Origin of the sequence: Psychrobacillus sp. BL-248-WT-3 (genome assembly GCF_012843435.1) — a bacterium.
Taxonomy (GTDB): domain Bacteria; phylum Bacillota; class Bacilli; order Bacillales_A; family Planococcaceae; genus Psychrobacillus.
The window spans coordinates 1-25,320 of the sequence record NZ_JABAFC010000039.1; the positions used below are offsets into that span (position 1 = coordinate 1).

Below are 25,320 nucleotides of genomic sequence, written 5' to 3' on the forward strand. Positions count from 1 at the left end.
AGCCGGTGAAATTTTACTTATTGTAAAATTTCATCGGCTTTTTCATTTAAGAGGATGGTTTTGTCCCAGTCTCTTTTATTTGATAGCTGTATAGCGATACTATTTCACCATTAGCTGGCCATCCTCCAGGCTCGCTACAATTGTGCTACCAGGCAGGACGTTCCCTCCAATTAGCATTTTTGCAACTGCTGTTTCTAGATATCGTTGGATAAATCTTCTGAGCGGTCTTGCGCCATAAGCAGCATCAGTTCCCTCTTCCACGATCCACGTATAGACATCTTCCTCGACCTCTAAAGTAACTTCCTGTTCTAGCAGACGATTTTGCAGTTGTTTTACATACTTTTTCGCTATCATTTCAAAGTGATGAGTCGTTAAGGAATGGAACATAATAATGTCATCCATACGGTTTAATAGCTCAGGCTTGAAGTGTGCACGAAGAGCGGTCATTACCAGTTCCTCGTCCGTTTCTGACACTTGTCCGGTTGTATTGGATAAGTATTGGGAGCCTATATTGGAAGTTAAAATGACAACTGTATTTGTAAAGTTGACGATTCTCCCCTGACTATCGGTTATCCTTCCATCATCCATTAGCTGTAACAAAATATTAGCAACATCTGGATGAGCCTTTTCTATTTCATCTAACAGCACTACTGAATATGGATTTCTTCGCACAGCCTCTGTTAACTGACCGCCTTCCTCATAGCCTATATATCCAGGTGGTGCGCCGACTAATCGAGATACGCTATGCTTTTCCATATATTCCGACATGTCTATACGAATGAAGTGTTCCTCTGAGTCAAACAGGTTAGCAGCTAAAGATTTAGCAAGCTCTGTTTTTCCTACACCAGTCGGTCCTAAAAATAAAAACGAACCAATTGGTTTATTCGGTTCTTTTATACCTGCACGTGCACGCCAAACAGCCTCTGTCACTAATTGTACTGCCTGATCTTGACCAACTACACGTTCTCCCAATGTCTCTTTAAGGCGAAGAAGTTTTTCTCTTTCTCCTTCTACCAGCTTAGTTACTGGGATGCCAGTCCATCTTGAAATAATATGAGCAATTTCATCTGCAGTGACTTCTTCTCGAAGTAAACGTGAATCATAATCATTGTTTATCTCATCTTCATATGATTGAAGTTCCTTTTCTAAAGGTGGTATTTTACCATGACGTAGCTCTGCTGCTTTATTTAAATCGTATTTATTTTCTGCTTCCTCTAGCTCTCTACGATAGCGGTCTAACAGCTCTCTCTTTTTTTGAACTACTTGAATGGACTCTTTTTCTGCTTCCCATTTTTTACGCATATCTGCTGAGGACTTGTCTAACTCCTCTAACTCCTGACGCAATTGTTCTAATCGCTTTTTGCTAGCTGAATCCTTTTCTTTCATCAGCGCTTGCTCCTCAATTTGGAGCTGCATCATTCTTCTAGTTACTTCGTCCAGCTCTTGAGGCATTGAATCTATTTCCGTACGGATCATGGCACATGCTTCATCTATTAAGTCTATTGCCTTGTCAGGAAGAAAACGTTCTGTAATATAGCGGTTGGAAAGCTGAGATGCTGCTACAATTGCTCGATCGTGTATACGTACACCATGATGTAATTCAAAGCGTTCCTTTAAACCACGAAGGATGGATACTGTATCCTCTACAGAGGGTTCTCTTACTAATACTTGCTGAAAACGGCGCTCTAACGCAGGATCCTTTTCAATATACATACGATATTCATCAAGAGTAGTCGCTCCAATACAGTGCAATTCTCCTCGTGCGAGCATTGGCTTTAACATATTCCCCGCATCCATGGCACCATCTGATTTCCCAGCACCAACTATAGTGTGGATCTCATCAATAAATAAAATGATTTTTCCTTCACTCTCTTTGATTTGCTTAAGTACTGCTTGAAGTCTCTCCTCAAATTCTCCACGATACTTTGCTCCTGCAATTAGCGAGCTCATATCTAATTCGAAAATCTCTTTATCCTTCAAACCCTCTGGTACATCTTTTTTTACAATTCTTTGTGCCAGTCCCTCTACAATAGCGGTTTTACCAACCCCTGGTTCTCCGATCAGGACAGGATTATTTTTAGTTTTTCTTGATAAAATACGAATGACATTTCGAATTTCCTGATCTCTACCGATAACCGGGTCCATTTTGCCGTCTTTTACTGCATTTACTAAATTACGTCCGTACGTTTCTAAAGGACTTTTTTGATCTTGTTGGTTCATTTGCATATTAACAGCTCCATTTCACAAAACTTTGACCTTTATTGACTATTATAAATATAAATCCTTGTAGCATAATTTGTAAAGTATTAAGCTTTATGTAACAGAATATATGCTATATTTATAGGTACATATAAAGGTGGTGTTGAGGTGGATCATACTTTAGTATCCCCAGATATTAGTTTATTATTTAAACAATACGGTTCTATTATAAAATTAGAGAAGGATCGTTCAGTTTATATAGAAGGCGAACTAGCACAAGACGTATATTTTATTGTAAGCGGCTCTATTGCGATAAATAAAGATACAGAGGGCGGCAAATTACTCACTTTAAGAATAGTAGGTCCCGAAAACTGTATAGGTGAATCTGGTGTTTTCGCAGATAATACTCATCATAGTTTTTCTGCTCTTACGTTGGAGACTACACAGCTATTAGTGCTTCCAAAAAATAAATTAGAAAAATTCCTTGTTAATTCTACTCAGTTAATGGTGGAATGGACAAAATATATACAGCTTATTTACTTAAAAAACCAGACAAGGTTTCGTGATTTGATGCTTTATGGTAAAAAAGGCGCTCTATATTCTACTTTAATACGCTTGTGTAACACGTATGGTGAACCATTATCTGATGGTAGGATTAAAATTAATTTTTCACTTACTAATCAGGAAATAGCTAACCTTTGCTCGATGAGTAGGGAAGTAGTTAATCGAATGTTAAATGATATGAAAAGTGAGGGTCTAATTTCGTTTCATAAAGGTATTATTACAATTAACGATTTAGAGTTATTAAGAAGAGAAAACCAGTGCGAAAGCTGTCCTCTTTGCGTTTGTCGGATAGATTAATTAGCTTCATAAATTCAAAAAACGCATATAATCAAACAAGGCACCTCCTGTTCGACTTGAACAGAAGATGCCTTGTTTTGTTTTAAACGTCCTCTTTTATAATTAGAGGAGTCTTAATAATTATCGAATACCTAATGCAATTTTTGCATATCGAGACATATTGTCTTTTGACCATGGTGGGTTCCAGACAATATTAACCTCAGTGTCTTTAACTTCAGGTAGCTCAGCTAGTGCTGTTTTAACCTGATCTACTATCATTGGACCCATCGGGCAACCTATAGAAGTTAGTGTCATCGTAACTGTTGCTTGTCCCTCATCAGTTAGATCCACATCATATACTAAACCTAAATTGACAATATCTACGCCTAGCTCTGGGTCAATAACATTTTCCAGGGCAGCCATCATACTATCTTTCATATCTTGATCCATACTAATACCTCCTTACATCTTTCATTCATCATAACAAAGATATATCAATTATGCCAAACGGTTAGCTAACCATTCCGTTGAACGAAGCATACCTTTTCTTGAAACTGCATGGCCAACGCTTTTTTCTTTCATAAACTCAATCTGAGCATCACCATATTGTTCAATCAAATCTTCCACAAATTTGTTAGTAGGTGCGAACGGTACTACTTCATCCTTCATACCATGCCAGAAAAATAGTGGCTTATTTTCTAGTTTCTCTAATTGTTTAGAAGCATCAAATATAGATAATGTATCAAACATTTTTTTCTTTTCTTCTTCGTTCATTGGAATCTTAAATCCTCTTTGCTCAACTAAAGTCATTTGATCTTTAGCAAGGTTTACAAATCCCGGGGTTCCCATCATAATAGCAGCCGCATCAATCCATGGGTATGCCGTTAAGCAGCCCAGTGTTGTAATTCCACCCATAGAGGTTCCAGAAACAGCTATCTTTTGACCGTTGTCGTACCCACGTTCTTTTAAGACGTTTTTAAGTTTCCCCAACTCTTCAATAGATGTTAAAACAATCTCCCAAAAGCGAAGACTAATCTGTATTTGGTCAAGTTCAATATCTCGATCCCCGTGTAAATGAGCATCAGGCATGATAACTCTACAGCCTTTATTGACTAACTGGTATGCATAGTGTAAATTATGCTCTTTGGCACTTTCAAAACCGTGTAGGAAGAAGACTACTGGAGCATTATTTGTAAAGTTTTCTTCTGATATATGTAGCACAGGGATGTCTCCCCAATTTTCTAAATTAGTAATCATTGAATATACACCCCTTATTCGTTATATTACTATTTTAACAAAGTAAAAGTTTTTTTACAAAATCGCGAACCAATACATTTTGACGGAACATCTGGAACAAGATAAACTTTAATAAGATGAGGGGGAATATGCACATGGAACGACACTTAATCGTATTAGACTTAGATGGAACTTTATTAACCGACCAAAAGGTTATTTCTGATAACACGAAAAGAATTTTATTAAAGGCTAAGGATGAAGGGCATGAAGTAATGATTGCAACGGGTAGACCCTATCGCGCAAGTGAAATGTATTATCATGAACTTGGGTTAACTACTCCTATTGTCAACTTCAATGGGGCATTCGTACATCACCCTAGAAATCGTTCATGGCAAATGATACATAAACCAATTAGCTTGAATGTTGTAAAAGAAGTAGTTGAGGCAGTCCAAAGCTATTCGATAAAAAATATGCTCGCAGAAGTCCTAGATGACGTATACTTACATTATCATGATGAACAAATGATCTCCGCTTTAGTACAAGGAAATCCCAATATAACTACTGGTGACCTTCGACAATTTTTAAACGCCGATCCAACTAGTTTACTCATACATGCAGAGGAAAATTCAGTAGATGATGTTAGAAAGCATTTAAAAGAAGTTCATGCAGAAGTTATTGATCACCGCCGTTGGGGAGCACCTTGGGATGTTATTGAAATTGTTAGACACGGTCTGAATAAGGCAGTAGGTCTCGACCATGTATCCAAATATTTAAATATCCCTAAAGATAGAATTATTGCATTTGGAGACGAGGATAACGATTTAGAAATGATTGAATATGCTGGCGTTGGTGTCGCAATGGGTAATGCTATTTCCCCTTTGCAAAATATCGCAAATGAAATTACTGCAACAAATAATGAAGATGGTATTGCAGAATTCTTAAAAGAAAGATTAAAATTGAATTAATATAATTCACAAATTTTAGGAGGACAAAAATGAGAATATTTGCCGACAGTGCAAGTGACTTACCAAAATTATTTTTTGAAACAAATCAAGTCGAGTTAGCACCACTTCGTGTTCATATTGACGATAAAGAATATGAAGATATAAACGACATTGTATCAACAGAGGTATACGCAGAGATTAGAAATGGTAAGCAGCCTAAAACTTCTCAAACTTCTCCTGAACATTTCCTTCGTATTTTTGAGGATCTTGCTAAGTCAGGAGAAGAAGGTATTTACATCGCTTTCTCCTCAGAGTTATCAGGTACTTATAGTACGGCTGTGATGATGAAGGAACAATTATTAGAGACATATCCGGATATGAAGCTAACTATCATAGATTCAAAATGTGCTTCACTTGGATATGGACTGCTTGTAAAAGAAGCAGTAAAACTAAGAAATGAAGGACTAAGCCTTTCGGAAATTGAAGAGAAAATTAGATGGAATGCTACACATATGGAACATCTTTTCACTGTAGATGACTTAGATTATATGGCCCGCGGTGGACGAGTTTCCAAAGCAAGTGCATTTATCGGTGGCCTGTTAAACATCAAGCCTGTACTTCATGTAGAAGAGGGCAAACTTGTACCGATTGAAAAAATTCGCGGCACTAAAAAAGTAATGAAACGTATAGTAGAATTAGTAGAGGAACGCGGAGGAAATTTAGAAGGACAAGTAATTGCTATTAGTCATGCAGACGTATTAGATCGAGCACAAGAACTAAAAGAAATGATATTAGAAAAAATGCAGCCTACAGATGTAGAAATTCATCTGATTGGTTCCACCATTGGTGCCCACACTGGCCCCGGAGCAATCTCTGTCTTCTTTTTGAACAAAGAAGCATAAAACTTTTAATAGATTAAAAGACAAATCTTCCAGCAGATTTGTCTTTTTTATTGGAATTAGAATAGTTCCTCCATGTTGTCACATAATAAGGTCGACCTGAATAAATCATGTCGACTTATGACGAAATGGAGTGAAAAAATGGGTATTTTATCTGGGAATCAAAAAGAGCAACCATTACATTGTGGTGAAGTTTTTGCTATTTGGACTAATTTAACAACCAACCAAGGATTAATTGCTGCACACCAAACCTTTTATAATCACGCTGGAGATACAGATCTAAAAAAAATTCTTGAAGATTCCGTGGATGCCATGAAAGATGAAAACAAGTATTTGGAAAGGATTCTCAAGGAAAATGGCATTGGACTTCCACCTGCCCCTCCTGAGCGTCCTGTAGCTCAAGTAGAAAATATCCCACCAGGTGCAAAATTCAATGATCCTGAAATTGCAGCTGCGTTAGCAATCGATGGCGCTTCAGGATTAGTAGCCTGCAGTAAGGCAATGGGCATTTCTACAAGAGAAGACATAGCTACCATGTATGGCCAATTCCATATGAAAAAAGCTCAATTAGGTGCAAAATTATTGCAGTTAACGAAGGAAAAAGGTTGGTTAATCCTACCTCCACTTCATACAGAACATCACTAACAAGAAAAGCGCAAGCGCCTGTCACTGCCCCGACAGGCAAATGCAGAAAAGCGAGGAGGCAGTTCCTCAGCCACCGGAGCTTTTATCCATTTGACCCCGAGGGGCAAGGCGATGAAGCTGGACATCAAGAAAAGCGCAAGCGCCTGTCACTGCCCCGACAGGCAAATAGAGAAAAGCGAGGAGGCAGTTCCTCAGCCACCGGAGCTTTTATCCATTTGACCCCGAGGGGCAAGGCGGTGGAGCTAGACATCAATTCAATTTATCTTTCTAACTAAAAAAACTATCTCTTGGCACTCAAGAGATAGTTTTTTTATTATTTCGCTTTGTTTTCATCGTCTCTTCTTCTTTGCTTTCCTTTTTTCCAAACAATTACGAGGAATAAGATAAATAACAAATAAGAGATTACCATTGCGATTATATAAGCTGTATTTAAACCTTTGCGGTCTGTTACTTGAAAGACTTCCACAATTTCACGATCAATAACTATGCGGTATGAGCCATCATCCGTGGTTCTAATTAAATCGGATTCAAAAATCCCTCTAACTTCCTTGTCTTCTCCTACAACTTCACTAGAAAGGTCAATACGTTGGGTAGCGCTAGTATTATTTACAACTATAATAAACGTTTCTTCTTCTGATTCACGCTTATATACTGCATAACCATTTTCATTTTTTAGAACTTCTATGTCACCAGATCTAAGTGCATCTGATTTATTACGAATGGAGTTAACATCTTGGATATACTCGATTAACTCTTCATCTACACGAAAATTCATGATTTGATGGCTTTCTTCTGGTACCTGACCGTTCATGGCAATTTCCGTTCCATATGTCATATAAGGTACTCCAGGTAGTGTCAGTAGTGTTCCAATAGCAGCGCGAATGCGCGTCGGAGGGAACATGTTTTCCAAAGCACTATGGTAAGTAAAACGTTCTGATACTAAATTGTCAATTAGGAGTAAGTCATTGGATTCAACCGAACTAATAACATCTGAAGGGTAATCCGTGTTTTTGAACGCATCTCTTAGTGCGACCATACGTTGTTCTGAATAGTTGACATCAAAATTCGCATCGCTTTCCTCTAATGCTATAACATACATTGGATTTCTTACTTCTTTTAAGGCTGTAATCATTTCGTTTATAAATTCTGTAGGTGCGCCTTCTATTTCAGAAAGCTTCACTCCATCAATTTTGTACTTAGTAGCAAAAGCTACAATAGTGTCTTTAAGTTCAATTTGGACTTCTGGATTTTCTAAATCTAGTTTTAGTACGCCGTCTTTGGACATGATCCAATCTTGCTTGTCCTCTTCACTGGCCCAAGTATGCTGCGCACTATAGTTATTCAATGGAAATTCTATCATTAGTTTCATCTTTTGATTATGTGTTTTCTCAATCAAAGCTTCTAATTCATCAGCTGTTCCAAAATGTTTTTCAATTTCATTAAAATCTAAAATTGCTTTACCATCATAGGATTCCGTTGAGAAAACTGGACCGATAGAGAGTATTGAAAAGCCTAAATCACGTATGTGATCCATTTTGTCCATGATTCCTTTAAAATCTCCTCCAGCGAAGGCTAGATGATCTTTCGTATTAACATTGTAGTCATTTGCGACTGTGCTATTAAAATATCGGTCAACGTATAAGTCATAAATACTTTCATTTTGTATAGATGAATCCGCTGCTTGAGCACTAAAAGCAGTTGTCATCCATAGGCTGCTGAAAAGTACACTACAAACAAGCCATTTTTTAAATTTCAAGGTAATCCTCCTCTACATCGGGTCAACATAAAATTGTCTTGTTTATTTATACCCTAAAACAAGACTTATCATCGTTAATTTTAACAAAGCTACGTTTCAATCGCTATGTTTTAAAAAGAAATACGTAGAAAATAAAAAAGTATTCGTCCAAACTGTGTCATATTAATAGCTTCTAGGGTTTCTAATCGTTTCCGGTCGGCTTTTGCTAAGACATTACTGCTGTATTGAAGAATTTTTTAAGTTCCTTTTAGATATTGAAAGTCTTCAGTCGGAATCTATTTGTTTCCGGTCGGCTTTTGGATAGACTTTGGCCATATCATTATCGGAGAAGTTTTAGGAGTGTTGTCGTGACTACCGTCACGACAACACTCTAATTTCGGTAATCTTATGGCTTAATTCTATCCGTCGCCTCCCTACAACTATTAGAAAAGGAATAAAGGCGTTTTAGCTAATGAAAGAATAAATAACTTTTCGAATGGTCAAGCGACTCGCGAAGATGCAATTTCGCGAACTCTTCGCTTTTTTAAAGAATAATTCTTACTTATTTTTTTGAAAAGCTAATAAGAAGAATATCTATATCTTTAATGATAAACCAGTAAATCCTTACTTCCTATTTTGAGATATTAAAACCTTAAGCCATTGTCTATTCGTTTCCGGTCGGCTTTGGGATAGCTATGGCCATATCATTAACGAGAAATTTTGGAGTGTTGTCGTGACTAACGTCACGACAACACTCTACTTTCGGTAATCTTATGGCTTAATTCTATCCGTCGCCTCCCTTCAACTATTAGAAACGGAATAAAGGCATTTTAGCTAATAAAGGAATAAAAATATTTTCTAATGGTCAAGAAGCTCGCGAAGATGCAATTTCGCGAGCTATAGGCTTTTTTTATATAGAAGTTCTTACTTATTTTTTTCAAAACGTTATTAGTAGTATATTACTTTATTTATTCAACCATTAATTGGCGAGTTTGGTTGGCTATTTTATGCGTTCTGAAGCTGCAGATGTTTCTGCTGATTATTCAAATTCATTCTTCCGTTTATTGAAAAAGTCGTAGAAAAATCTTACGTTTTCAAGCTCAGTCCATCTATTTGTTGTCAAAAGGGGTGCGTCAAGATTATAAATCTTAGCATCTAATGTTCCCAACATAAATGGAGAATGTGTCGCTATAATAAATTGACAGTCAAAAAACCTTGCGAGTTTATTGATTTCTTCTGCCAACTTAATTTGGTTTGTAGGAGAAAGAGAGGTTTCAGGTTCATCGAGCAAGTATAATCCGTTTGGGACAAGATATTCATCAAATATCTGCATGGATGTCTCACCGTTAGAATACTTCTCATTAGAAAATTTCATAATCTTCATTTGTTTGTACATCTGTGAAGAATGTTTCAACTCTTCCAAACGTTCCTTAGTATATCCCAACCTAGAGTGTTGGTACAGGTAACCTTCCTTAAGAACCGCCTCCTGCTGAATCTTCTTGATCTCATATAAAATATCTTCGCTTTTGATGTACAAACTATTATACGGTAGTTGATCTGACTCTCCGTCACTCTTATTTTCACCTAGCGCGTAGGAACATTCTGATATGTAATCTAACGGGTATATGTTATGGCTATTATTTGTTATTTCCTCAGCCCCCGTAATTTTAAGCTTGTTTGCCATTAAATTTAATAGTGTGGACTTACCGGAACCATTGTTACCATACACTACTGTAATGTTATGAAAGACTAACACTTCTCCAGTTATTTTTCTAAACACATTGTATGGATATGCATTTGGATTATTGACTGTATGAAGTGAAAGCTTGAAGCTTTTCAGATAGATCATATGGGTTAACCTCCCTTTTGGAATAATGAATAGCTATAATCAATATTATCATTTTTTTATTATTGCTCTAGAGGGTTGAATCTTAAATAAACCTTCATTTTCACCATAGCCTTCTTAAAGGGACTATAAATCATCACGTAAGATATGGATAATAGCTTCTAGCTCACGATAAGGATAGCGTCTACCGAAGCAAAAATCTACCATCGCTCTTCCCTGTATTACAATGGGCATAAACTTTTTATTTAAATACAAAAAAACTCCCATGTAAACATGAGAGTTTTAATTATTATGCTAAAAAGTTAATACCCATTGGAAGCTTGAATCCAAGGAATAAAGCAACAAAGAAGAACACAAATACTAATACAAGGAACGTCGTATATGGTTTACCTTTTGCTTTTTTAACTAAAGTCATTTCCATCATACCAATTACAAGAATACCGGCTATAAACTTCAAGCCATACAGCATGCCTTCTCCATAATCCATCCCTTTGATGAATAAAGCAACTCCTGTAAGGATGATAAGCAAATAATCTAAACGTAAAATTATCTGAACAACCTTTGAATTAGACATTGCTAGAGCAACAAAAAACAAAATTAATGCTACTACCCAAGTTGTTATGTGTAAGTGCGTACTTGCTAAGAAATCCATTGTTTCACCTCAACGTTAATTTTAATATATCTTTACTATACCACTTTTAAACTACCATTACTCAAACTTGTTTACAAGCGTTCCGATTCCTTCAATAGAAACTTTCACAATATCGCCTGATTTTAAGAATTTTGGAGGATTGAATCCCTTACCTACTCCTGCAGGCGTACCTGTTAAAATAACATCTCCGGGCTCCAAAGTTACAATTTTTGATATCTCACAAATAATATTCTCAACCGAATAAATCATATCGGAGGTAACACCATTTTGACGAATTTCATCGTTAACTTTTGTAACAATCGTTAGGTCCTGAGGATTTGGAATTTCATCCTTCGTTACCACATAAGGTCCCATAGGACATGACCAATCTAAACTTTTACCTAAGAAGAACTGCTGATGTTTCTTTTGAAGATCTCGTGCGGTAATATCATTAGCAATTGTGTAACCAAATACATAATCATAGGCTAATTTAGAAGGAATATTCTTTCCTTCTTTTCCTATTACGATTGCAAGCTCCCCTTCGTAATCTAACGAAGAAGTAACCTCTGAGTGGACTGGTAACGTTTGTTCATCTGCGGCAATTGTTGTCGGAGCCTTTGTAAATACAACAAAGTCCTCCGCTACCCCACCCATTTCCTTTGCATGATCGGCATAGTTTTTACCAATTGCCATTACATTTTTGGGTGTGCGAGGTATCGGTGATAGCCATTCAATTTCTGTAAATGAGCGTTTAAAACGATTTGGATCCTCTTCTTTTAAAGCTGTTTCTATTAAAACACGTATTTGTTCAATAAAATCCATCCCGAAGCTGACACCTTGGACGATAGTTGCAGGAAAATTAGGTAGTACTTGTAATTCTTCTTGAATAGTAAGTACATCCCATACTGCTTCTTCTTTTTTTACTTTTGGACCAAAATAAATTTTATCGTTTAATCGGTATGACAATAGCTTCATCTATAAACACTCCTCTAAAGAAATTTGAATCTATTAATATAGTCTATTACAAACTTTGTTTAATTTCATCTTTTTCGATCATATTTTCGAATAAGTCAGTTTTCTCCACAATAATTCGACAGGACCTTGTTTAAACTTAGTAAACCATATTTCTGCAAAAATAATTTGAATTACATATATTCCTATTGCCATCCATGTACCTGTGGCTATGTCGACCTTACCGTATAAACCAAATCCGTAACCGTAGAAAATGGTAGTTGCAAGAATAGATTGCATTAAATAAATGGTCATAGACATTCTTCCAGCTTTAGCAATTGGGGATAATAGTTTTCCTACTATAGGAATTGTACAAATCAATGCAAGGAAGCCACCGTAAGCAATTGCTTGAAGAGGCCCTCCAAAAGTGTCTTGGACCGTCATTGTAAATAAATCATCGCCTTTATTAAACGGTAACCATTTAATAGCTGTTCCTGCTGCCATTGTAACAATTACTGTAATGATCCAAAATAGCTTCAGCTCTCTTGCTCGTTCGATTAGTCTTAGCTTTGCAGCCGCCGATCCAATCATTAAAAGCGGTAATATCGTACAAAGAATAAGCACTACATTTAAACCGTATCCTTGCATATAAAACCAATCAGCTAATCTTTGTCCAAACACATCGAACCATGATCCTTGTGAATAGGCTACGGCCGATTCCTCTACCTTTTGAATTGCTGTATAAAGAACGGACTCTTCAGGGGCTACTTTTGTCATTAAGTATACCAATCCAGTTAACAGGCCATTCGGTATTAAATACAAAACAGCTGCGATTATTATTAACCAAAGTGGCTTTAATTTCATTAATACGATTAAACACAATCCGGCTAATGCATAGGTAATCAAAATGTCACCAGACCAAATTAAAAATGCATGAATACACCCAATTCCTAGTAGTATCAATAGCCTTCTTACTGCGAGGCGGGAAAAGGATGTGCCCTTTGCCTCCGACTTCATAAATTGCATTGCTAATCCGTATCCAAATAGCATTGCAAACAGCGGATAGACACTGCCTTGTACGAAAATATCAATCCACTTATAGGTTTCTTGATCAGATGGAGTTTGATACCAGTCATATGGATTCACATAAATATACGGACCATGAAAAAATAGCATATTCACTACGAAAATTCCTAGTAAAGCAAAGCCTCTCATTACATCGATAGAAATGATTCTTTCTTTTTCTTGCGTCGGTAAAATCACCAAACTTCCCCCTAAATAATTACTGTTTTATTTATATCAAATAGATATAATACTTTCTCTTTTATATCGACCTTCAATATGTCTTCGATAGCCTTTTCATATAATGAAAGCTGTATTGCGTATCTATTTTTCATCTCTTTTAGTAAAAGATCCTCGTTGCTTTGTAAATGCTTTACTTTATCTGTTTTATAATCTAGCAGCACCCACCGTCCATCTTCCTCTTGGAATAAACAGTCTACAACCCCTTGGACAATCTGCTTATCGCCATCTTGGTCAACTAAAGCATAGGTAAAAGGAAATTCTCTCATAACGTTTTTAGCAATCCTTAAACGTTCGGCCATTTCAGAATGAAAGAAAGGGACCATCTTTTCTGGATTAATCGCTTCTTTTTCAGCATTAGTAATGATTTCTCGTTCTTTTAGTCTCTCTGCAAATGCCAGTACTTGTTCGGCGGTCTTTCGTTCAGATAAATCTACATGCTGCATAAACGCATGGACAGCCGTACCTGCTTCGGCTCCTGTCAATTTCGTTCCTTCCTGTAAAAAGAAAGGACGCTTAGCCACTTTACTTTTTACAGGAGTAGTAGTAGGGCCAAAGAACTCTTCATCATGGCGCTCGGACAATAATTGTAGGCGCTTCATCTCGCTCACTGACTGCTTAGAACGTTTATGAGTGGAAGCTTCAAATTCGTAGCGCGTATCAAAGATTTTCTTAACATCTTCTAATAACGCTGGATTTTCCAACTGCAATAGTTCCTGAAGTGAAGTTTCCTCTTTTTTCTCTTCTTCCTGGTGAACTTTAAGCTCATCTATATGCTTAGCAACTATATTCCACTTGGAGGGACCCTCCACTATGTTTGCCTCGTTTATTTGAGATAACTGACTATAATCTCGGTGTCGAGCAAGAGCAGGACCTATCCAATCCAAATATCCTTTCGCTTTTGCCCTTTTATAATCTGGGATCATTTCATCACTCATAAGCGTTTGAGAATCCTCCCATTTGTCTAGGGTTTTTGCTAAATCCTTTATAGTAGCTACTAGGAATAAGTGCTCCTTGGCACGAGTCATCGCCACATAGAGAACTCGCATTTCCTCTGCTTTTAGTTCCATTTGTTTCTTTTCTTTTACCGCTAGGAATGGAAGCGATGTGAAAGAAATACGTTTGATAGGGTCTATTGCCTTTACGGCAAGTCCAAAGGTTTGATCAAATAAATATGACTCGTTAAAGTCCATTTGGTTAAATGGTCTTCCCATCCCTGCGAGGAACACGACAGGAAATTCCAGACCTTTGGAGGAATGGATGGTCATTAAGCGAACAACATTTTCTTTTTCACTAATAGATCTAGCTGCGCCTAAATCGTCTCCGCGCTTTCTCATCCGATCTATAAAACGTAAGAAACGGAACAATCCACGGAAGGATGTCTTTTCATAAGCAACTGCTCGGTCATGTAACACACGCAGGTTCGCTTGGCGCTGTTTTCCGTTAGGCATAGAGCCTACTATTTCATAGTAATGGGTGTCCAAATAGATTTGCCATATTAAGTCTGCCAAAGAGCCTCTTCTACTAAGATCTCTCCAATCTTCAAATTGTAGCAGGAATCTTTGGAGCTTCTCTGCCGTTTCAGAGGATAAGCCTGCTCCTCCACTAGAGACAAATAGCTTCAACGCTTCATAAAATGATTCCTTCGGTGCAGCTAATCGGATAAGCGCAAGCTCTGATTCAGTTAAGCCAACGAAAGGTGCTCGAAGAACAGAAGCTAGTGAAATATCCTGGTAAGGATTATCAATTGTACGTAGGGTATGTAGCATGATTAGAACTTCTATCGCTTCAAAGTAACCTTTGGAAAGCTCTGCATATAAAGGAATTCCTGCCTCTTTAAACTGTTCATTGACTTCCTGCGACCAGGTCATGGACCGCATAAGAATGACCATATCGCTATATTGAACAGGGCGTTCTTTCTTTTTCCATGGATCATAGACTGTATGTCCGCTCGCGATCATTTCTTTTATTTTTGAAATGATATAACGTGCCTCTGCTTGGGATTTTTTTAATTCCTCCTCGGCATCAACAGATGAAAAACCTTCCTCATCTGCATCTACCTCGGCACTACCATCCTCCACTTCATATAACAACGCAAGCTCTACCGCTGCGTCTTTGTCATCATATGGAGCTTGAGGCTTTAGGGAAGCAGCATCATCATAATCTATTTCTCCAACATTTTTACCCATAATTTGTTGGAAGATATAGTTCGTTCCATGGAGCACTTCTTGACGACTTCTGAAGTTTGCATTCAAATCAATTTTCACTCCAGAATCTAATGGCTCTTCATTAAATACGCGATACTTTCCAAGAAAAAGCATAGGCTCTGCAAGTCTGAACCTGTAAATAGATTGTTTTACATCGCCAACCATGAACATGTTCCCAGTTAATTCATCACCGCTTTTAACTAATTGAAGAATAGTTTCTTGGAGATTATTAGTATCCTGGTATTCATCCACGAGCACTTCTTTAAATCGCTCCTGATATTCCTTTGCAATTGCGGAAGAGACTAAATTTCCGTCCTCATCATGGTCAGTGAGTATCTCTAAGGCATAATGCTCGAGGTCAGAAAAGTCTACTAGCCCTCTATCATTTTTTGCTGCAGTGTATCTTTCTCCATAAGAAATAGCAAGATTTACTAATGTTTTTAGGTGAGGAGCCATCAATCTCATCTCTTCTAAAAGTCGTTCAGGTGTTCGCGTAAAATATTTGTCCTTGAGATCGTTGACTACCTTTTTAGCCTTATTCCTCTTACTCGTAGCCTTCTTTTTCAGCTCTTCATCACAGGAATCCTTTCGAATGGAGGCAGCTTTTCCCCACTTTAATCCTTGGAAGTAATAATACGTGTCCTGCCAGCTCCCCATCTTCAGTAAGCGTATGGCTTCCTGTATAAGTTGTTGATCATTTATAGCCGTCTCTCCAAGTGGAGCAGGACCGTCAGGAAGATTCGCGAGCTTTCGAATATCCTCTGCCAGCGCCATCGCTTCCTCCAGCTGATAAATAATTGCGAGCTTTAATGGGTCGATGAATGGCAGTTCATCTATCGTCATGTCACTGTCTAGCTCATAAGCTTCCGGGATAGCCAGTAGCCATTTCTTTGGCTCTGGATGCACACGAGCATACGTATATAACTTATCGATCATCACTTCAATCGATTGGTCATCTCGATCGGAGGTGAAGCTGTCGGATAATAGATACATAGCGTCTGGATTTTCTGTCTGGTATGCTTCTTCTAGGATGTCTGCAAGAACATCGTCGCGTAGAAGAGCTGCCTCTGTGTCATCTGCTATTCGAAAGCCCGGATCGATTGTCAGCATATAGGAATACTGACGCACAATGTTTAAACAAAAGGAGTGCAAGGTGGAAATCTGTGCTTTGTTTAACAACGTCAGCTGCTTTCTTAAATGATTGGAGTTAGGGTCCAAGGCAATCGCTTTTTCTAACGCCTCTCTCATTCGATGACGCATTTCTGCTGCCGAAGCATTTGTGAATGTAACGACTAGCAATTCATCTACGTTTATTGGATTTTCCTTTGCAATCACCTTTTGTATAAGTCGATCGATGAGCACAGCTGTTTTACCAGAACCTGCAGCGGCAGCTACGAGCACATCTGAACCAGTTGCCCAGATTGCCTTCCACTGCGCTGGTGTCCAAGTTAAATCATCTGGCATCTTAGGAATCTTCATTTGTACTCATCTCCTTTTGTATCTTGTCCGCTATAACATCTAGTTTATCTACTTTTAACACTCGGACCTTTTGCTCCGGATCCTGCGGGTCGAATTGACAAACGCTCCTATATGAGCAAAATTGGCAAGGCATCTTATCCTTCATGACATATGGATATACTCTCGTGTCTCCTGCGTTCATGCCGTTCCCAGCCTGTTCATGCTTTTTACGGACAAAGGTTTGAAGAAGTTTCATTTGATTTGGTTCTACTACTTTAGAGGAGGATTTGGAAAGGCTGCCGTCCTTGTTCATCCGGACAGGAATAACCTTCGAAAAACCATCTATTTGCTCGTCCATCTCTGTAATCACTTCTGGGTCGGATAACAACAGTCCATTCATTTTATAGGATTTATATATGGAATCCTGTAGCTCCTCATCCTCTAATTCCTTCTCGCTTTGAATAAACGGATTATGCATATGAACGTAAAGTACACCAGCAGGCTCTGCTTCTTCCTGGAGCCATATTTTAGCGTTTTCTACAGCGACGTCTAAGTACGTTAACAGCTGTAAGGAAATACCGTGATACACTTCATTGAGATCAAGACCTTTTTTGGAGGACTTATAATCAATGATGCGCATGAACATATTGCCATTTACATTCGCTGCGTCCACTCGGTCAATTCTTCCACGCAATTGCATCTTACGTCTATGTTTTAATGGTATCTCTAGAGGTGGCAATTGTTCGCCTGGACCAAAGCCTGCCTCGATAGCAATTGGTACGAAGCCAGATACTTTGGAATGTCTGCTTAATGCCACTAACGTGTTTCCGACGATTTGCTCTAATTTTCTTTGAATATAACGATAACGATTCGTACTCAACAATAGCTGATGCACAAAAATTGGTACGATATGGTCGACTGCCTGCTTGGCAAACTGCATGCATTGGGCTCTAGTCAACTGTCCCCACGTTAAATCTAAGCGAGAGGTTTCATCTGAAATCCATTTCATTGCAGCATGAAAAAGATCTCCCATAGCCGGTGCCTCTAAGCGATATTCTGAACGCTCCTCTAGCTTTAACCCATACCCAGCAAAGTGGGCAAACGGACAGCTATAATACTTTTCAACTCTTGAAACACTGGAATTAATCGTTTCTCCGTATAAAGCAGCCGTTATATCCGAGGATAGAAGGTCTGTTTTGTTTCCACGCAGCATTGGGCGAATAATTCGCTTAATAAGCGTAGACCAATAAGGATCCTCCATATAATACTGATACACAGCCTGCCATTCATCTGATAACTCTCCAGACTGTAAAGCCTGTCGTAACTGCATCGACAGGTAAGCAAGAGTAGTTCTCGGGTGGCTGATTAACGTCATACTAAAGCTAGGATCCTTTACATCAGAAGGATCGATTACCGCTATCTCTAGTGGTACCCCTCCTACAAGCTGTTGGAGCTTACTAATATACATAGAAGGCAACTGAGCCTTCCCTTCACTATCGGCAATAGCATAGGAAACATACAAATAGTGAGAAGGCGTAGCAAAGGCTTTATAAGTCAAGTAATTTTCATCGAGCAATCTCATTCGAGAAGTCGGTGCGAGCTCAAAGCCTACTTGGGCGAACCACTCACGCTCCGTATCCGACAGCAAGCCCTCGTGATCGATTCTTTTTGGAAACACACCATCGTTCACTCCAACTACAAAAACCGCTTTTATATTCGTCAGACGCGCAGTATCAACGTTTCCAACAATCACCTGATCAATCGATGGAGGAATGCGAGAAAACTCTAGCTGGTCATAGCCCTCGTCAAGTATTTTCATAGTCTCTTCGAGAGACATTTCCTTCTCTCCGAACATTAGAACAAATTGATCTAGCACATCGACCCATTCATTCCACGCTTGGTCATGCTCTGTAGCCAGCAACAGCTGTCCGCTTTCCTCCTCCACTTCTTTAAGTTTTTGCAGTTTTTCGTACACCTGTAAGGATTCCATAAAGGTATAGAGCGCAATAGCAATTTCTCTTCCTGTATTACATTCCTCCAGGGCATCTGCCAAATTCTTTATCGGCTGGATAAGAATATCTCTCGCCGCGTGAATATCAGCCTGAATACTAAGCTCTTCATCCGTTTGTACCTTTGAATAGAATTCTAGGCCTCTATACTTTTTGTACACCCATCTTCGACTATCGAACCATCTATCCCCGTATATACCAAAGGACAGCACGAAATTCTCTAAACGATCTGCTCGTTCTCTCCACATCGTTTTAGGTGCATCAATCGGGAAGAATAGATCCGTTTTAATCGCTCGGAACATCGGCTCATATTTCCAGTCCGATTGAATAATTTCTAAAACCGTTCTGCTGAGCTCGATCAGAGGATGGTGAAGCATAGATTTCTTTTTACTTATAAAAAATGGGATTTCATATTGGGGAAAAGTTGTCTCTATTAGCCCTTCATAACTTTCAGTATCTCGGTGTAATATTGCCATTTCGTTATAGCGGACATTTTTAAATTGAGCTAAATCTCTAATTTGTCTAGCAACTGCATGAATCTCGGCGCGTCTATTCATCGCCTCCGTTAGCCTTAGTGCTCCATTAGACATAACTTGAGGAGTTGGGATTTGGTCGAAATTAGCTTCAATATGAGCAAGCTCTTCTGCTACGAACCGTCTTTGATCTGTAAAATGCTTCGTTTCCTCTACCTGAATGTTTTCAGTCTGAGCCATTTCAATTAATCTAGCAGCTGTATTAGCAGGCTGGAAGAAAAGAGATTGCTCATCAAAGGCATCTGAAAGACTCTCCATTGGCAGTGCGATAGATAGTCTTTTTACCTTTTTCATCAATGCTTGGATAATTTCTAGTTCTCGAGCGGTAAAGGAGGTGAAACCATCAATATAAATTTCTGAGGTTTCCAAAAGATAGGAGTCCTTAATATTATTTGCGAGTAGTGTTAAATACCCTTCTCCGTCTACATAGCTTGTCCCTAGCCTTTGTTCGATTAAATCAAGCATCATCATAATATCCGAGGATTTATCTAATAATGTTTGAGGGGCATCGACAGCCTTTAAGCTGCTAAAGGCATTGCTCATCGAAGAGGAGTCCACGCAATAACGACTAAATTCCTTCAATAGCACCTCTATTTGGTCGGTGAACCCTCGCTTAGTAGATGCACGCTTAAACAAAGTAAATTCGTCCTTGTTGTCCTCTAATAAGCTACGAATAAGCATACGATAGCCAAAGCCGCTAATCTCTTCTTTAGCTATCCCACCTGTTTCTTGAAGAACACGCCAGGCAAGCCGTTTAAATGTACTCACTTGGGCGCGAATAATTCCAGTTACCCCTGAATCAGCGGCCATGTCATATTCACTGGAAAATGACATTTGGTCAGGTACTATATAAAAAATCGGATCTCCGAATGGAGCCGCATTTACTGATTGAACAATTTCTTGTTGCATAAACTTTGTCTTACCGGATCCAGACCGACCACTAATAATTCGTAATGACAAGCTAAACAAGCTCCTTTCCATAAAAAAAACGAATAATCTCCTACTCTCTATTGTACAAAACATAGTCAAGTGAGGGAAATTATTCGGACGTAAAATTGAAGGTAGCATCTGCCAATGGAAGGTATTTGAATTTAACCTCTCCAATAACTTCATCTTTATCTATAAAATGAAAATACCGACTGTCTAGACTAGCAATTCGATTATCTCCTAGTACAAAAAGTTTGCCTTCCGGTACCGTTTTACTGCCAGTTAGTTCAAGTAAATTAAAGTCTTCCGTAAAATGTTCATCTGGATTTTTATAAGCAAGATTACTTTCTAGAAATGGCTCCTTTACCTGTTTTTCGTTCACAAATAGCTCATCATTTTCATACCGGATTGTATCTCCCGGCAACCCAATAACACGCTTTACAAAGTCTTCCTCACCATTGTTAAAAATGATGACGTCCATACGGTTGATCGGTGAGATTTTACTAATTAAAACCCTATCCTTATCCGCAAGGGTTGGCATCATCGACTTACCACTAACTTCATAATTTGTTACAAGAAACATTCGAACTATGACTACAATAGCTATAGCGATAGTTATGGCAATGACCCATTCCATTGTCTCCTGCTTAAATTTACTCAAATGTCTCTCCTCTTTTTCTCTTTCTTTTTATATTGACTCCACTTATGTCTTCTTCTACTCTCTTTTCAATTCTTTTTTCCACATGCTTTCCTATAAACCATAAGATAGCAATAATTAGGATAACAATTGCAGTTCGAACCGGTTGTGTCACAAGTGCTTTAAGATCTGAGCCGATAAAGCTAACGACAAAAATCATAATGAGCTTTCCTGAGGCTACAGTCCATAAATACGTATGTTTTTTTATATTTGATAACCCTGCTACGATATTAACCAGAGCAGATGGAGTAAAAGGGAAACAGATCAATAGGAATAGTGGTCCAAAACCATTCCTCTCTACCCATAATATTAATTTTTGTATTCTTTCATGCCTAGTTATAAAACCTAAAACTCTGGCCCGTCCATATTTACGAATAACTAAAAAGACGGTATAAGCTCCAACAAAGGAACCAACCCATGATAATAAAAATCCAAACAATAAACCATAAGCAGCTACGTTAGCAACGATAAAAACGACTAATGGTAAAAATGGCAGAAAGGCTTCCAGAAAGGGCAGAAGAATGCCGATAATCGGGCCAAGTGTCCGATATTCTTTTGTTAAATCAGTAAGTGTCTCAAACGATAACCAATCTGGCATGTCTCTCTCCTCCGCCTATGTATATTTATACTTTCCCCTTTTATTGTATACATAAAACTATACTCTTATAGTATAATTTTTTCATTATGTAAAAAGGATGTGAATATTTTGTGAATAGATTTTTCGCGAGCGGGATGCGGGATGGACTAAGTATCGCTATTGGTTATTTTCCCGTGGCTCTCACCTTTGGCCTATTAGCAAAAACCTCAGGATTGTCTCTTCTGGAGTCAACCGCCATGAGCATATTTGTTTACGCTGGAGCAGCCCAATATATGTCCTTAACGCTTATAACAAAAGGGGTAGACCCTATATTAATTGTATTAAATACTTTTGTAGTAAATATCCGTCACTTTCTTATGACGGCATCACTCAATGAAAAGATGCAAAGCGAGAAACGATGGATTAAAGGCATTTATGCATTTGGGATAACGGACGAAGCCTTTTCGGTTCTTGCTACTAAAAAAGGCGAGAAAATTTCCACCCCGTTTGCATTTGGTGTCGTGATTATTGCCTATAGTAGCTGGGTTGTCTTCACTGCAATTGGTCATGCGATTGGTGCAAACCTCCCTGCTTTTTTAAAAGCAGCGATGGCTATAGCTTTATATGCCATGTTCATAGGATTACTAGTCCCGTCTATGAAGGGTAACCGAAAAGTAGTGATGCTAGCCCTCATTTCTGCTGTGATTAATGCTTTTTTTTACTGGACTAGCTTACTTTCTACTGGATGGGCTATATTAGTCGCAACGCTTGCTTCTTCTATTCTAGTTGAAATCATCTATGCAAGAAAACAAAAAAGCTTGCCAAAAGGAGTGTTATAAATTGGGTAGTTGGTATTGGTGGATGCTCTTTGGCATGGCAGTTGTTACTTACATTCCTCGGGCATTTCCTTTAACATTTTTGGAAGGCAAGGAACTGCCACCTGTTATTTCAGGTATATTACGTAATATACCTTTTGCTGTTTTAGGAGCATTAATATTTCCAGCAGTTTTATACATACAAGAAGGCGATATATTTTTTGGTTTTATAGGTGCGATCATTGCTTTTACTCTCGCTTTTTTATTTCAAAATGTGATGGTTGTCGTCCTTGGAACAGTTGGTTTTTTAGCAGTTTATAGCCTCTTTATATAAAGGTTTAACTTCTTTAAAAATTTTTATTTATTAAAGCTTTGTTAAAGTTATTGGCTTATTTGGACTAACAATTCTTATTTATAGTGACTGTAAACATATTCAAATGACTATCAAATAAATTATGAAATTGGGGTTGGCAACAGTTTTTTTGCTTTGTTTATGCAAGTAAATTTATAATCAATATATCGATGTATCAAGGATGTTCCTATTTATTGATTGGAGCGCCAGACGGCGACTCCAGTGGGATGAGTGAGACAGATAAGACATCACAACCACGCGCGCAAGCGATGGGTGATGGCTTATCGCTCACCCCACGGAAAGCGTCCGGTTGGCGCGGAAATCAATTCAACTCTCTGATTTATAGATTTCTTTTGTATGCATCATAAATCACCCCTACTCTTTAACATAGCCTTATAGCTCATCCATGAATATAAAACTATGTTATTTATTATTTTTTTGAGCCCTTCAAAAATTTATATTCAATTAATCAATTAAGTGGTTCAAATTACCCTATTTTTAAAAACCTCTTGACGGTTATGTTTTTATTGTTTAAAGTTTAAAACAATTCTTACAACAATTAAATAGCACATCACTTTCTTATCTAGAGAAACCGAGGGATCAGGCCCTATGACGTTTCGGCAACAGGTTCAAATCTTTGAATACTGTGCCAACTCCTGCAAGCACACTGCTTGAAAGATGAGAAAAGTTGGCTTTTTCGTAAATTTTGGAGAGCTTTCTTTTTCTTATCGTTTTTAGATAAGAACAAGGAAGCTCTCTTTTTCTCGTGATAGAAAGGTAGATGACTATCTTTTGTCTGTAACGAACCAATGATGTATGAGGAGGTAATTTGAATGATCGAGTTTAAAAATGTTTCCAAGACCTTTCGTCTTGGCAAGCGGGAGGTGCATGCAGTAAAAGATGTTTCTCTAAAAATAAAAGAAGGTGAGATATTTGGCATCATAGGATTTAGTGGTGCGGGAAAGAGTACGCTGCTCCGACTAGTTAATATGCTGGAACGTCCTTCTGCAGGCTCTGTATTTATTCAGAATATCGATGTCAAATCATTGACTTCCAAACAGTTACGAGCAAGACGAAGAAATATTGGAATGATTTTTCAAAACTTTAACTTGTTCCACTCTCGCACAGTTGGCGGAAATATTGCTTATCCTCTAAAGCTAGCAGGCTTGAGTAAAAATGAAATTACAAAAAGGGTGAACGAACTTCTTAGCTTTGTCGGGCTCTCTGATAAGGAGAAAGATTATCCAAGCCAGTTGTCTGGTGGTCAAAAACAACGTGTTGGTATTGCTCGGGCACTTGCTACCTCACCTGATATTCTCATTTGTGACGAAGCAACTTCTGCATTGGATCCAGAAACTACTGCAGAAATCCTTCGCTTACTTAAAAAGGTGAATAAGGAATTTGGAATTACCATTTTGTTAATCACACATGAAATGCACGTCATTCAGTCCATTTGCGATCGAGTAGCTGTCATGGAAAATGGAGAGGTTATTGAATCAGGAGACGTATTCGATGTATTTACTGATCCACAGCATCTTACCTCTCAGCGCTTTATACGATCGGTGCAACAGGATTTACCTTCTCCTCAAATTTTAGAGGATTGGCGTTCTCGAGGAGGCAACGGCTTTTATCGAGTAATCTTCAAGGGAGACGTAACAAATAAAGCCATTTTATCTCAAGTAACTCAGAAGCATCGCATTCATTTCAATATTGTTTATGGTTCTATACGAGAGTTACAGGAAAGGCTTTTTGGAGATTTAATAGTGTCTTTTGAAGGCGACACCGTGGCAATTCAAAGTGCCATTAATGAGCTAGAGACAATCGTTGACATTCAGGAGGTGGCAAAGCATGAAGGTTGATTGGAGTACTTTCTGGCCAAGAATTGTAGAAGCAACAGGAGAGACCATTATTATGGTTATTGCCACTTTAGTATTTGGTTCTATTTTAGGAATAACGATTGGTCTTCTATTATTCGTAACACGAGAAAGAAACATTTTAGAAAATAAAATTGTTTTTCAAGTGTTGAACATATTAATCAATATTATTCGACCAATCCCCTTTATCATCTTTTTAGTAGCCATCTCTCAGCTCACAAGATTAGTGATGGGTTCAACGATTGGTACTGCGGCCGCCATTTTCCCAATGACGATTGTCGCCAGCTTTTCTATAGCTCGAGTTGTGGAAAATAACTTAGTAAGCATAGATCCTGGGGTGATTGAAGCAGCGCAAGCGATGGGTGCAAGTCCATTACGAATTATATTTACCGTTTTAATACCTGAAGCTTTAGGACCTCTTATTCTCGGCTTAACCTTTATAACTGTTAGCTTAATAGACTTTTCTGCTGTGGCAGGAACAGTCGGTGGAGGCGGACTCGGTCATATAGCAATGACCTATGGATATCAGCGTTTCGACGGAAGCGTTATGCTCGTAACCGTTATAATACTCATCGTTTTAGTTCAGCTTGCCCAGTGGTTAGGAAATGCATTATCTAAAAAATTCATCAGACGATAAGGAGAA

20 protein-coding genes and 1 riboswitch are annotated in these 25,320 nt (G+C 38.2%); of the genes, 8 read left to right on the forward strand and 12 right to left on the reverse strand.

All coding sequences use genetic code 11. The annotated features are described in order from the left end of the window. Positions 1-99 precede the first annotated feature (99 nt). Complete coding sequence (locus HF876_RS15870; RefSeq protein ID WP_169361025.1) at positions 100-2,226, reverse strand: ATP-dependent Clp protease ATP-binding subunit; 2,127 nt, start codon at positions 2,224-2,226, stop codon at positions 100-102. Positions 2,227-2,367: 141 nt separating this feature from the next. Here HF876_RS15870 and HF876_RS19305 point away from each other — a divergent pair, with 141 nt between their 5' ends. Then, entirely contained in the window at positions 2,368-3,060 is a 693-nt protein-coding gene (locus HF876_RS19305; protein WP_251556041.1) for a Crp/Fnr family transcriptional regulator, read from the forward strand. 120 nt (positions 3,061-3,180) lie between these two features. Here the strand turns inward: HF876_RS19305 and HF876_RS15880 are convergent, their stop codons facing one another. Beyond that, a complete protein-coding gene (locus tag HF876_RS15880; RefSeq protein WP_169361026.1) occupies positions 3,181-3,489 on the reverse strand; it encodes a metal-sulfur cluster assembly factor in 309 nt (102 codons plus the stop codon). Between the two features lie 48 nt (positions 3,490-3,537). Then, complete coding sequence (locus tag HF876_RS15885) at positions 3,538-4,296, reverse strand: prolyl oligopeptidase family serine peptidase (RefSeq protein ID WP_169361027.1); 759 nt, start codon at positions 4,294-4,296, stop codon at positions 3,538-3,540. 134 nt (positions 4,297-4,430) lie between these two features. Here HF876_RS15885 and HF876_RS15890 point away from each other — a divergent pair, with 134 nt between their 5' ends. The 3 genes from HF876_RS15890 to HF876_RS15900 all read left to right on the forward strand — a co-directional run bounded on the left by HF876_RS15890 (position 4,431) and on the right by HF876_RS15900 (position 6,763). Continuing rightward, positions 4,431-5,240, forward strand: coding sequence for a Cof-type HAD-IIB family hydrolase (locus HF876_RS15890; RefSeq protein WP_169361028.1), 810 nt, complete (start codon positions 4,431-4,433; stop codon positions 5,238-5,240). A 29-nt stretch (positions 5,241-5,269) separates the two neighbouring features. Next, positions 5,270-6,121 (forward strand): DegV family protein, encoded by an 852-nt coding sequence (locus HF876_RS15895; protein ID WP_169361029.1) that lies wholly within the window; start codon positions 5,270-5,272, stop codon positions 6,119-6,121. A 138-nt stretch (positions 6,122-6,259) separates the two neighbouring features. Then, a complete protein-coding gene (locus HF876_RS15900; RefSeq protein WP_169361030.1) occupies positions 6,260-6,763 on the forward strand; it encodes a DUF3231 family protein in 504 nt (167 codons plus the stop codon). Between the two features lie 313 nt (positions 6,764-7,076). On the opposite strand, the gene HF876_RS15905 is transcribed toward HF876_RS15900, so the two are convergent. The 9 genes from HF876_RS15905 to HF876_RS15945 all read right to left on the reverse strand — a co-directional run bounded on the left by HF876_RS15905 (position 7,077) and on the right by HF876_RS15945 (position 21,657). Further along, on the reverse strand, positions 7,077-8,519 hold the full coding sequence (locus HF876_RS15905; protein ID WP_169361031.1) for an alpha-amylase family glycosyl hydrolase: 1,443 nt from the start codon (positions 8,517-8,519) through the stop codon (positions 7,077-7,079). A 1,018-nt stretch (positions 8,520-9,537) separates the two neighbouring features. Further along, complete coding sequence (locus HF876_RS15910) at positions 9,538-10,347, reverse strand: AAA family ATPase (protein WP_169361032.1); 810 nt, start codon at positions 10,345-10,347, stop codon at positions 9,538-9,540. A 286-nt stretch (positions 10,348-10,633) separates the two neighbouring features. Then, positions 10,634-10,996, reverse strand: coding sequence for a YisL family protein (locus HF876_RS15915; protein ID WP_169361033.1), 363 nt, complete (start codon positions 10,994-10,996; stop codon positions 10,634-10,636). Between the two features lie 57 nt (positions 10,997-11,053). Next, positions 11,054-11,950 carry a fumarylacetoacetate hydrolase family protein gene (locus HF876_RS15920; RefSeq protein WP_169361034.1) on the reverse strand — a complete coding sequence of 299 codons (897 nt, stop codon included), beginning with the start codon at positions 11,948-11,950 and terminating at the stop codon, positions 11,054-11,056. 78 nt (positions 11,951-12,028) lie between these two features. Further along, entirely contained in the window at positions 12,029-13,189 is a 1,161-nt protein-coding gene (locus tag HF876_RS15925) for a DUF418 domain-containing protein (RefSeq protein ID WP_346764094.1), read from the reverse strand. An 11-nt stretch (positions 13,190-13,200) separates the two neighbouring features. Continuing rightward, a complete protein-coding gene (gene addA / locus HF876_RS15930) occupies positions 13,201-16,914 on the reverse strand; it encodes a helicase-exonuclease AddAB subunit AddA (RefSeq protein WP_169361036.1) in 3,714 nt (1,237 codons plus the stop codon). Further along, the gene (gene addB, locus HF876_RS15935; protein WP_169361037.1) at positions 16,901-20,395 is read right to left on the reverse strand and encodes a helicase-exonuclease AddAB subunit AddB; all 3,495 of its coding nucleotides are present in this window, start codon (positions 20,393-20,395) and stop codon (positions 16,901-16,903) included. Before addB ends, addA begins: the two co-directional genes overlap by 14 nt. 79 nt (positions 20,396-20,474) lie before the next feature. After that, positions 20,475-21,023 (reverse strand): signal peptidase I, encoded by a 549-nt coding sequence (gene lepB / locus HF876_RS15940; RefSeq protein ID WP_240949799.1) that lies wholly within the window; start codon positions 21,021-21,023, stop codon positions 20,475-20,477. Then, positions 21,016-21,657, reverse strand: coding sequence for a TVP38/TMEM64 family protein (locus HF876_RS15945; RefSeq protein WP_169361038.1), 642 nt, complete (start codon positions 21,655-21,657; stop codon positions 21,016-21,018). Before HF876_RS15945 ends, lepB begins: the two co-directional genes overlap by 8 nt. A 134-nt stretch (positions 21,658-21,791) precedes the next feature. On the opposite strand from HF876_RS15945, the gene HF876_RS15950 reads away from it, so the two are divergent. The 4 genes from HF876_RS15950 to HF876_RS15965 all read left to right on the forward strand — a co-directional run bounded on the left by HF876_RS15950 (position 21,792) and on the right by HF876_RS15965 (position 25,314). Next, positions 21,792-22,475: an AzlC family ABC transporter permease gene (locus HF876_RS15950; RefSeq protein ID WP_169361054.1), complete on the forward strand. Its 684-nt coding sequence runs from the start codon at positions 21,792-21,794 to the stop codon at positions 22,473-22,475. 1 nt (position 22,476) lies between these two features. Then, positions 22,477-22,785 carry an AzlD domain-containing protein gene (locus tag HF876_RS15955; protein WP_169361039.1) on the forward strand — a complete coding sequence of 103 codons (309 nt, stop codon included), beginning with the start codon at positions 22,477-22,479 and terminating at the stop codon, positions 22,783-22,785. A 594-nt stretch (positions 22,786-23,379) separates the two neighbouring features. Beyond that, positions 23,380-23,488: riboswitch (SAM riboswitch) on the forward strand. Between the two features lie 148 nt (positions 23,489-23,636). Beyond that, positions 23,637-24,662 carry a methionine ABC transporter ATP-binding protein gene (locus HF876_RS15960; RefSeq protein WP_169361040.1) on the forward strand — a complete coding sequence of 342 codons (1,026 nt, stop codon included), beginning with the start codon at positions 23,637-23,639 and terminating at the stop codon, positions 24,660-24,662. Continuing rightward, on the forward strand, positions 24,652-25,314 hold the full coding sequence (locus HF876_RS15965) for a methionine ABC transporter permease (RefSeq protein ID WP_169361041.1): 663 nt from the start codon (positions 24,652-24,654) through the stop codon (positions 25,312-25,314). The genes HF876_RS15960 and HF876_RS15965 overlap by 11 nt, the downstream gene beginning before the upstream one ends. The last annotated feature ends 6 nt before the right edge of the window (positions 25,315-25,320 follow it).

Bases quoted from the DNA above. Each gene is read 5' to 3' on its own strand.
- HF876_RS15870 (WP_169361025.1), bottom strand. From the start codon at position 2,226: ATGCAAATGAACCAACAAGATCAAAAAAGTCCTTTAGAAACGTACGGA.
- HF876_RS15880 (WP_169361026.1), bottom strand. From the start codon at position 3,489: ATGGATCAAGATATGAAAGATAGTATGATGGCTGCCCTGGAAAATGTT.
- HF876_RS15885 (WP_169361027.1), bottom strand. From the start codon at position 4,296: ATGATTACTAATTTAGAAAATTGGGGAGACATCCCTGTGCTACATATA.
- HF876_RS15890 (WP_169361028.1), top strand. From the start codon at position 4,431: ATGGAACGACACTTAATCGTATTAGACTTAGATGGAACTTTATTAACC.
- HF876_RS15895 (WP_169361029.1), top strand. From the start codon at position 5,270: ATGAGAATATTTGCCGACAGTGCAAGTGACTTACCAAAATTATTTTTT.
- HF876_RS15900 (WP_169361030.1), top strand. From the start codon at position 6,260: ATGGGTATTTTATCTGGGAATCAAAAAGAGCAACCATTACATTGTGGT.
- HF876_RS15910 (WP_169361032.1), bottom strand. From the start codon at position 10,347: ATGATCTATCTGAAAAGCTTCAAGCTTTCACTTCATACAGTCAATAAT.
- HF876_RS15915 (WP_169361033.1), bottom strand. From the start codon at position 10,996: ATGGATTTCTTAGCAAGTACGCACTTACACATAACAACTTGGGTAGTA.
- HF876_RS15920 (WP_169361034.1), bottom strand. From the start codon at position 11,950: ATGAAGCTATTGTCATACCGATTAAACGATAAAATTTATTTTGGTCCA.
- addA (WP_169361036.1), bottom strand. From the start codon at position 16,914: ATGAAGATTCCTAAGATGCCAGATGATTTAACTTGGACACCAGCGCAG.
- HF876_RS15945 (WP_169361038.1), bottom strand. From the start codon at position 21,657: ATGCCAGATTGGTTATCGTTTGAGACACTTACTGATTTAACAAAAGAA.
- HF876_RS15950 (WP_169361054.1), top strand. From the start codon at position 21,792: ATGCGGGATGGACTAAGTATCGCTATTGGTTATTTTCCCGTGGCTCTC.
- HF876_RS15960 (WP_169361040.1), top strand. From the start codon at position 23,637: ATGATCGAGTTTAAAAATGTTTCCAAGACCTTTCGTCTTGGCAAGCGG.
- HF876_RS15965 (WP_169361041.1), top strand. From the start codon at position 24,652: ATGAAGGTTGATTGGAGTACTTTCTGGCCAAGAATTGTAGAAGCAACA.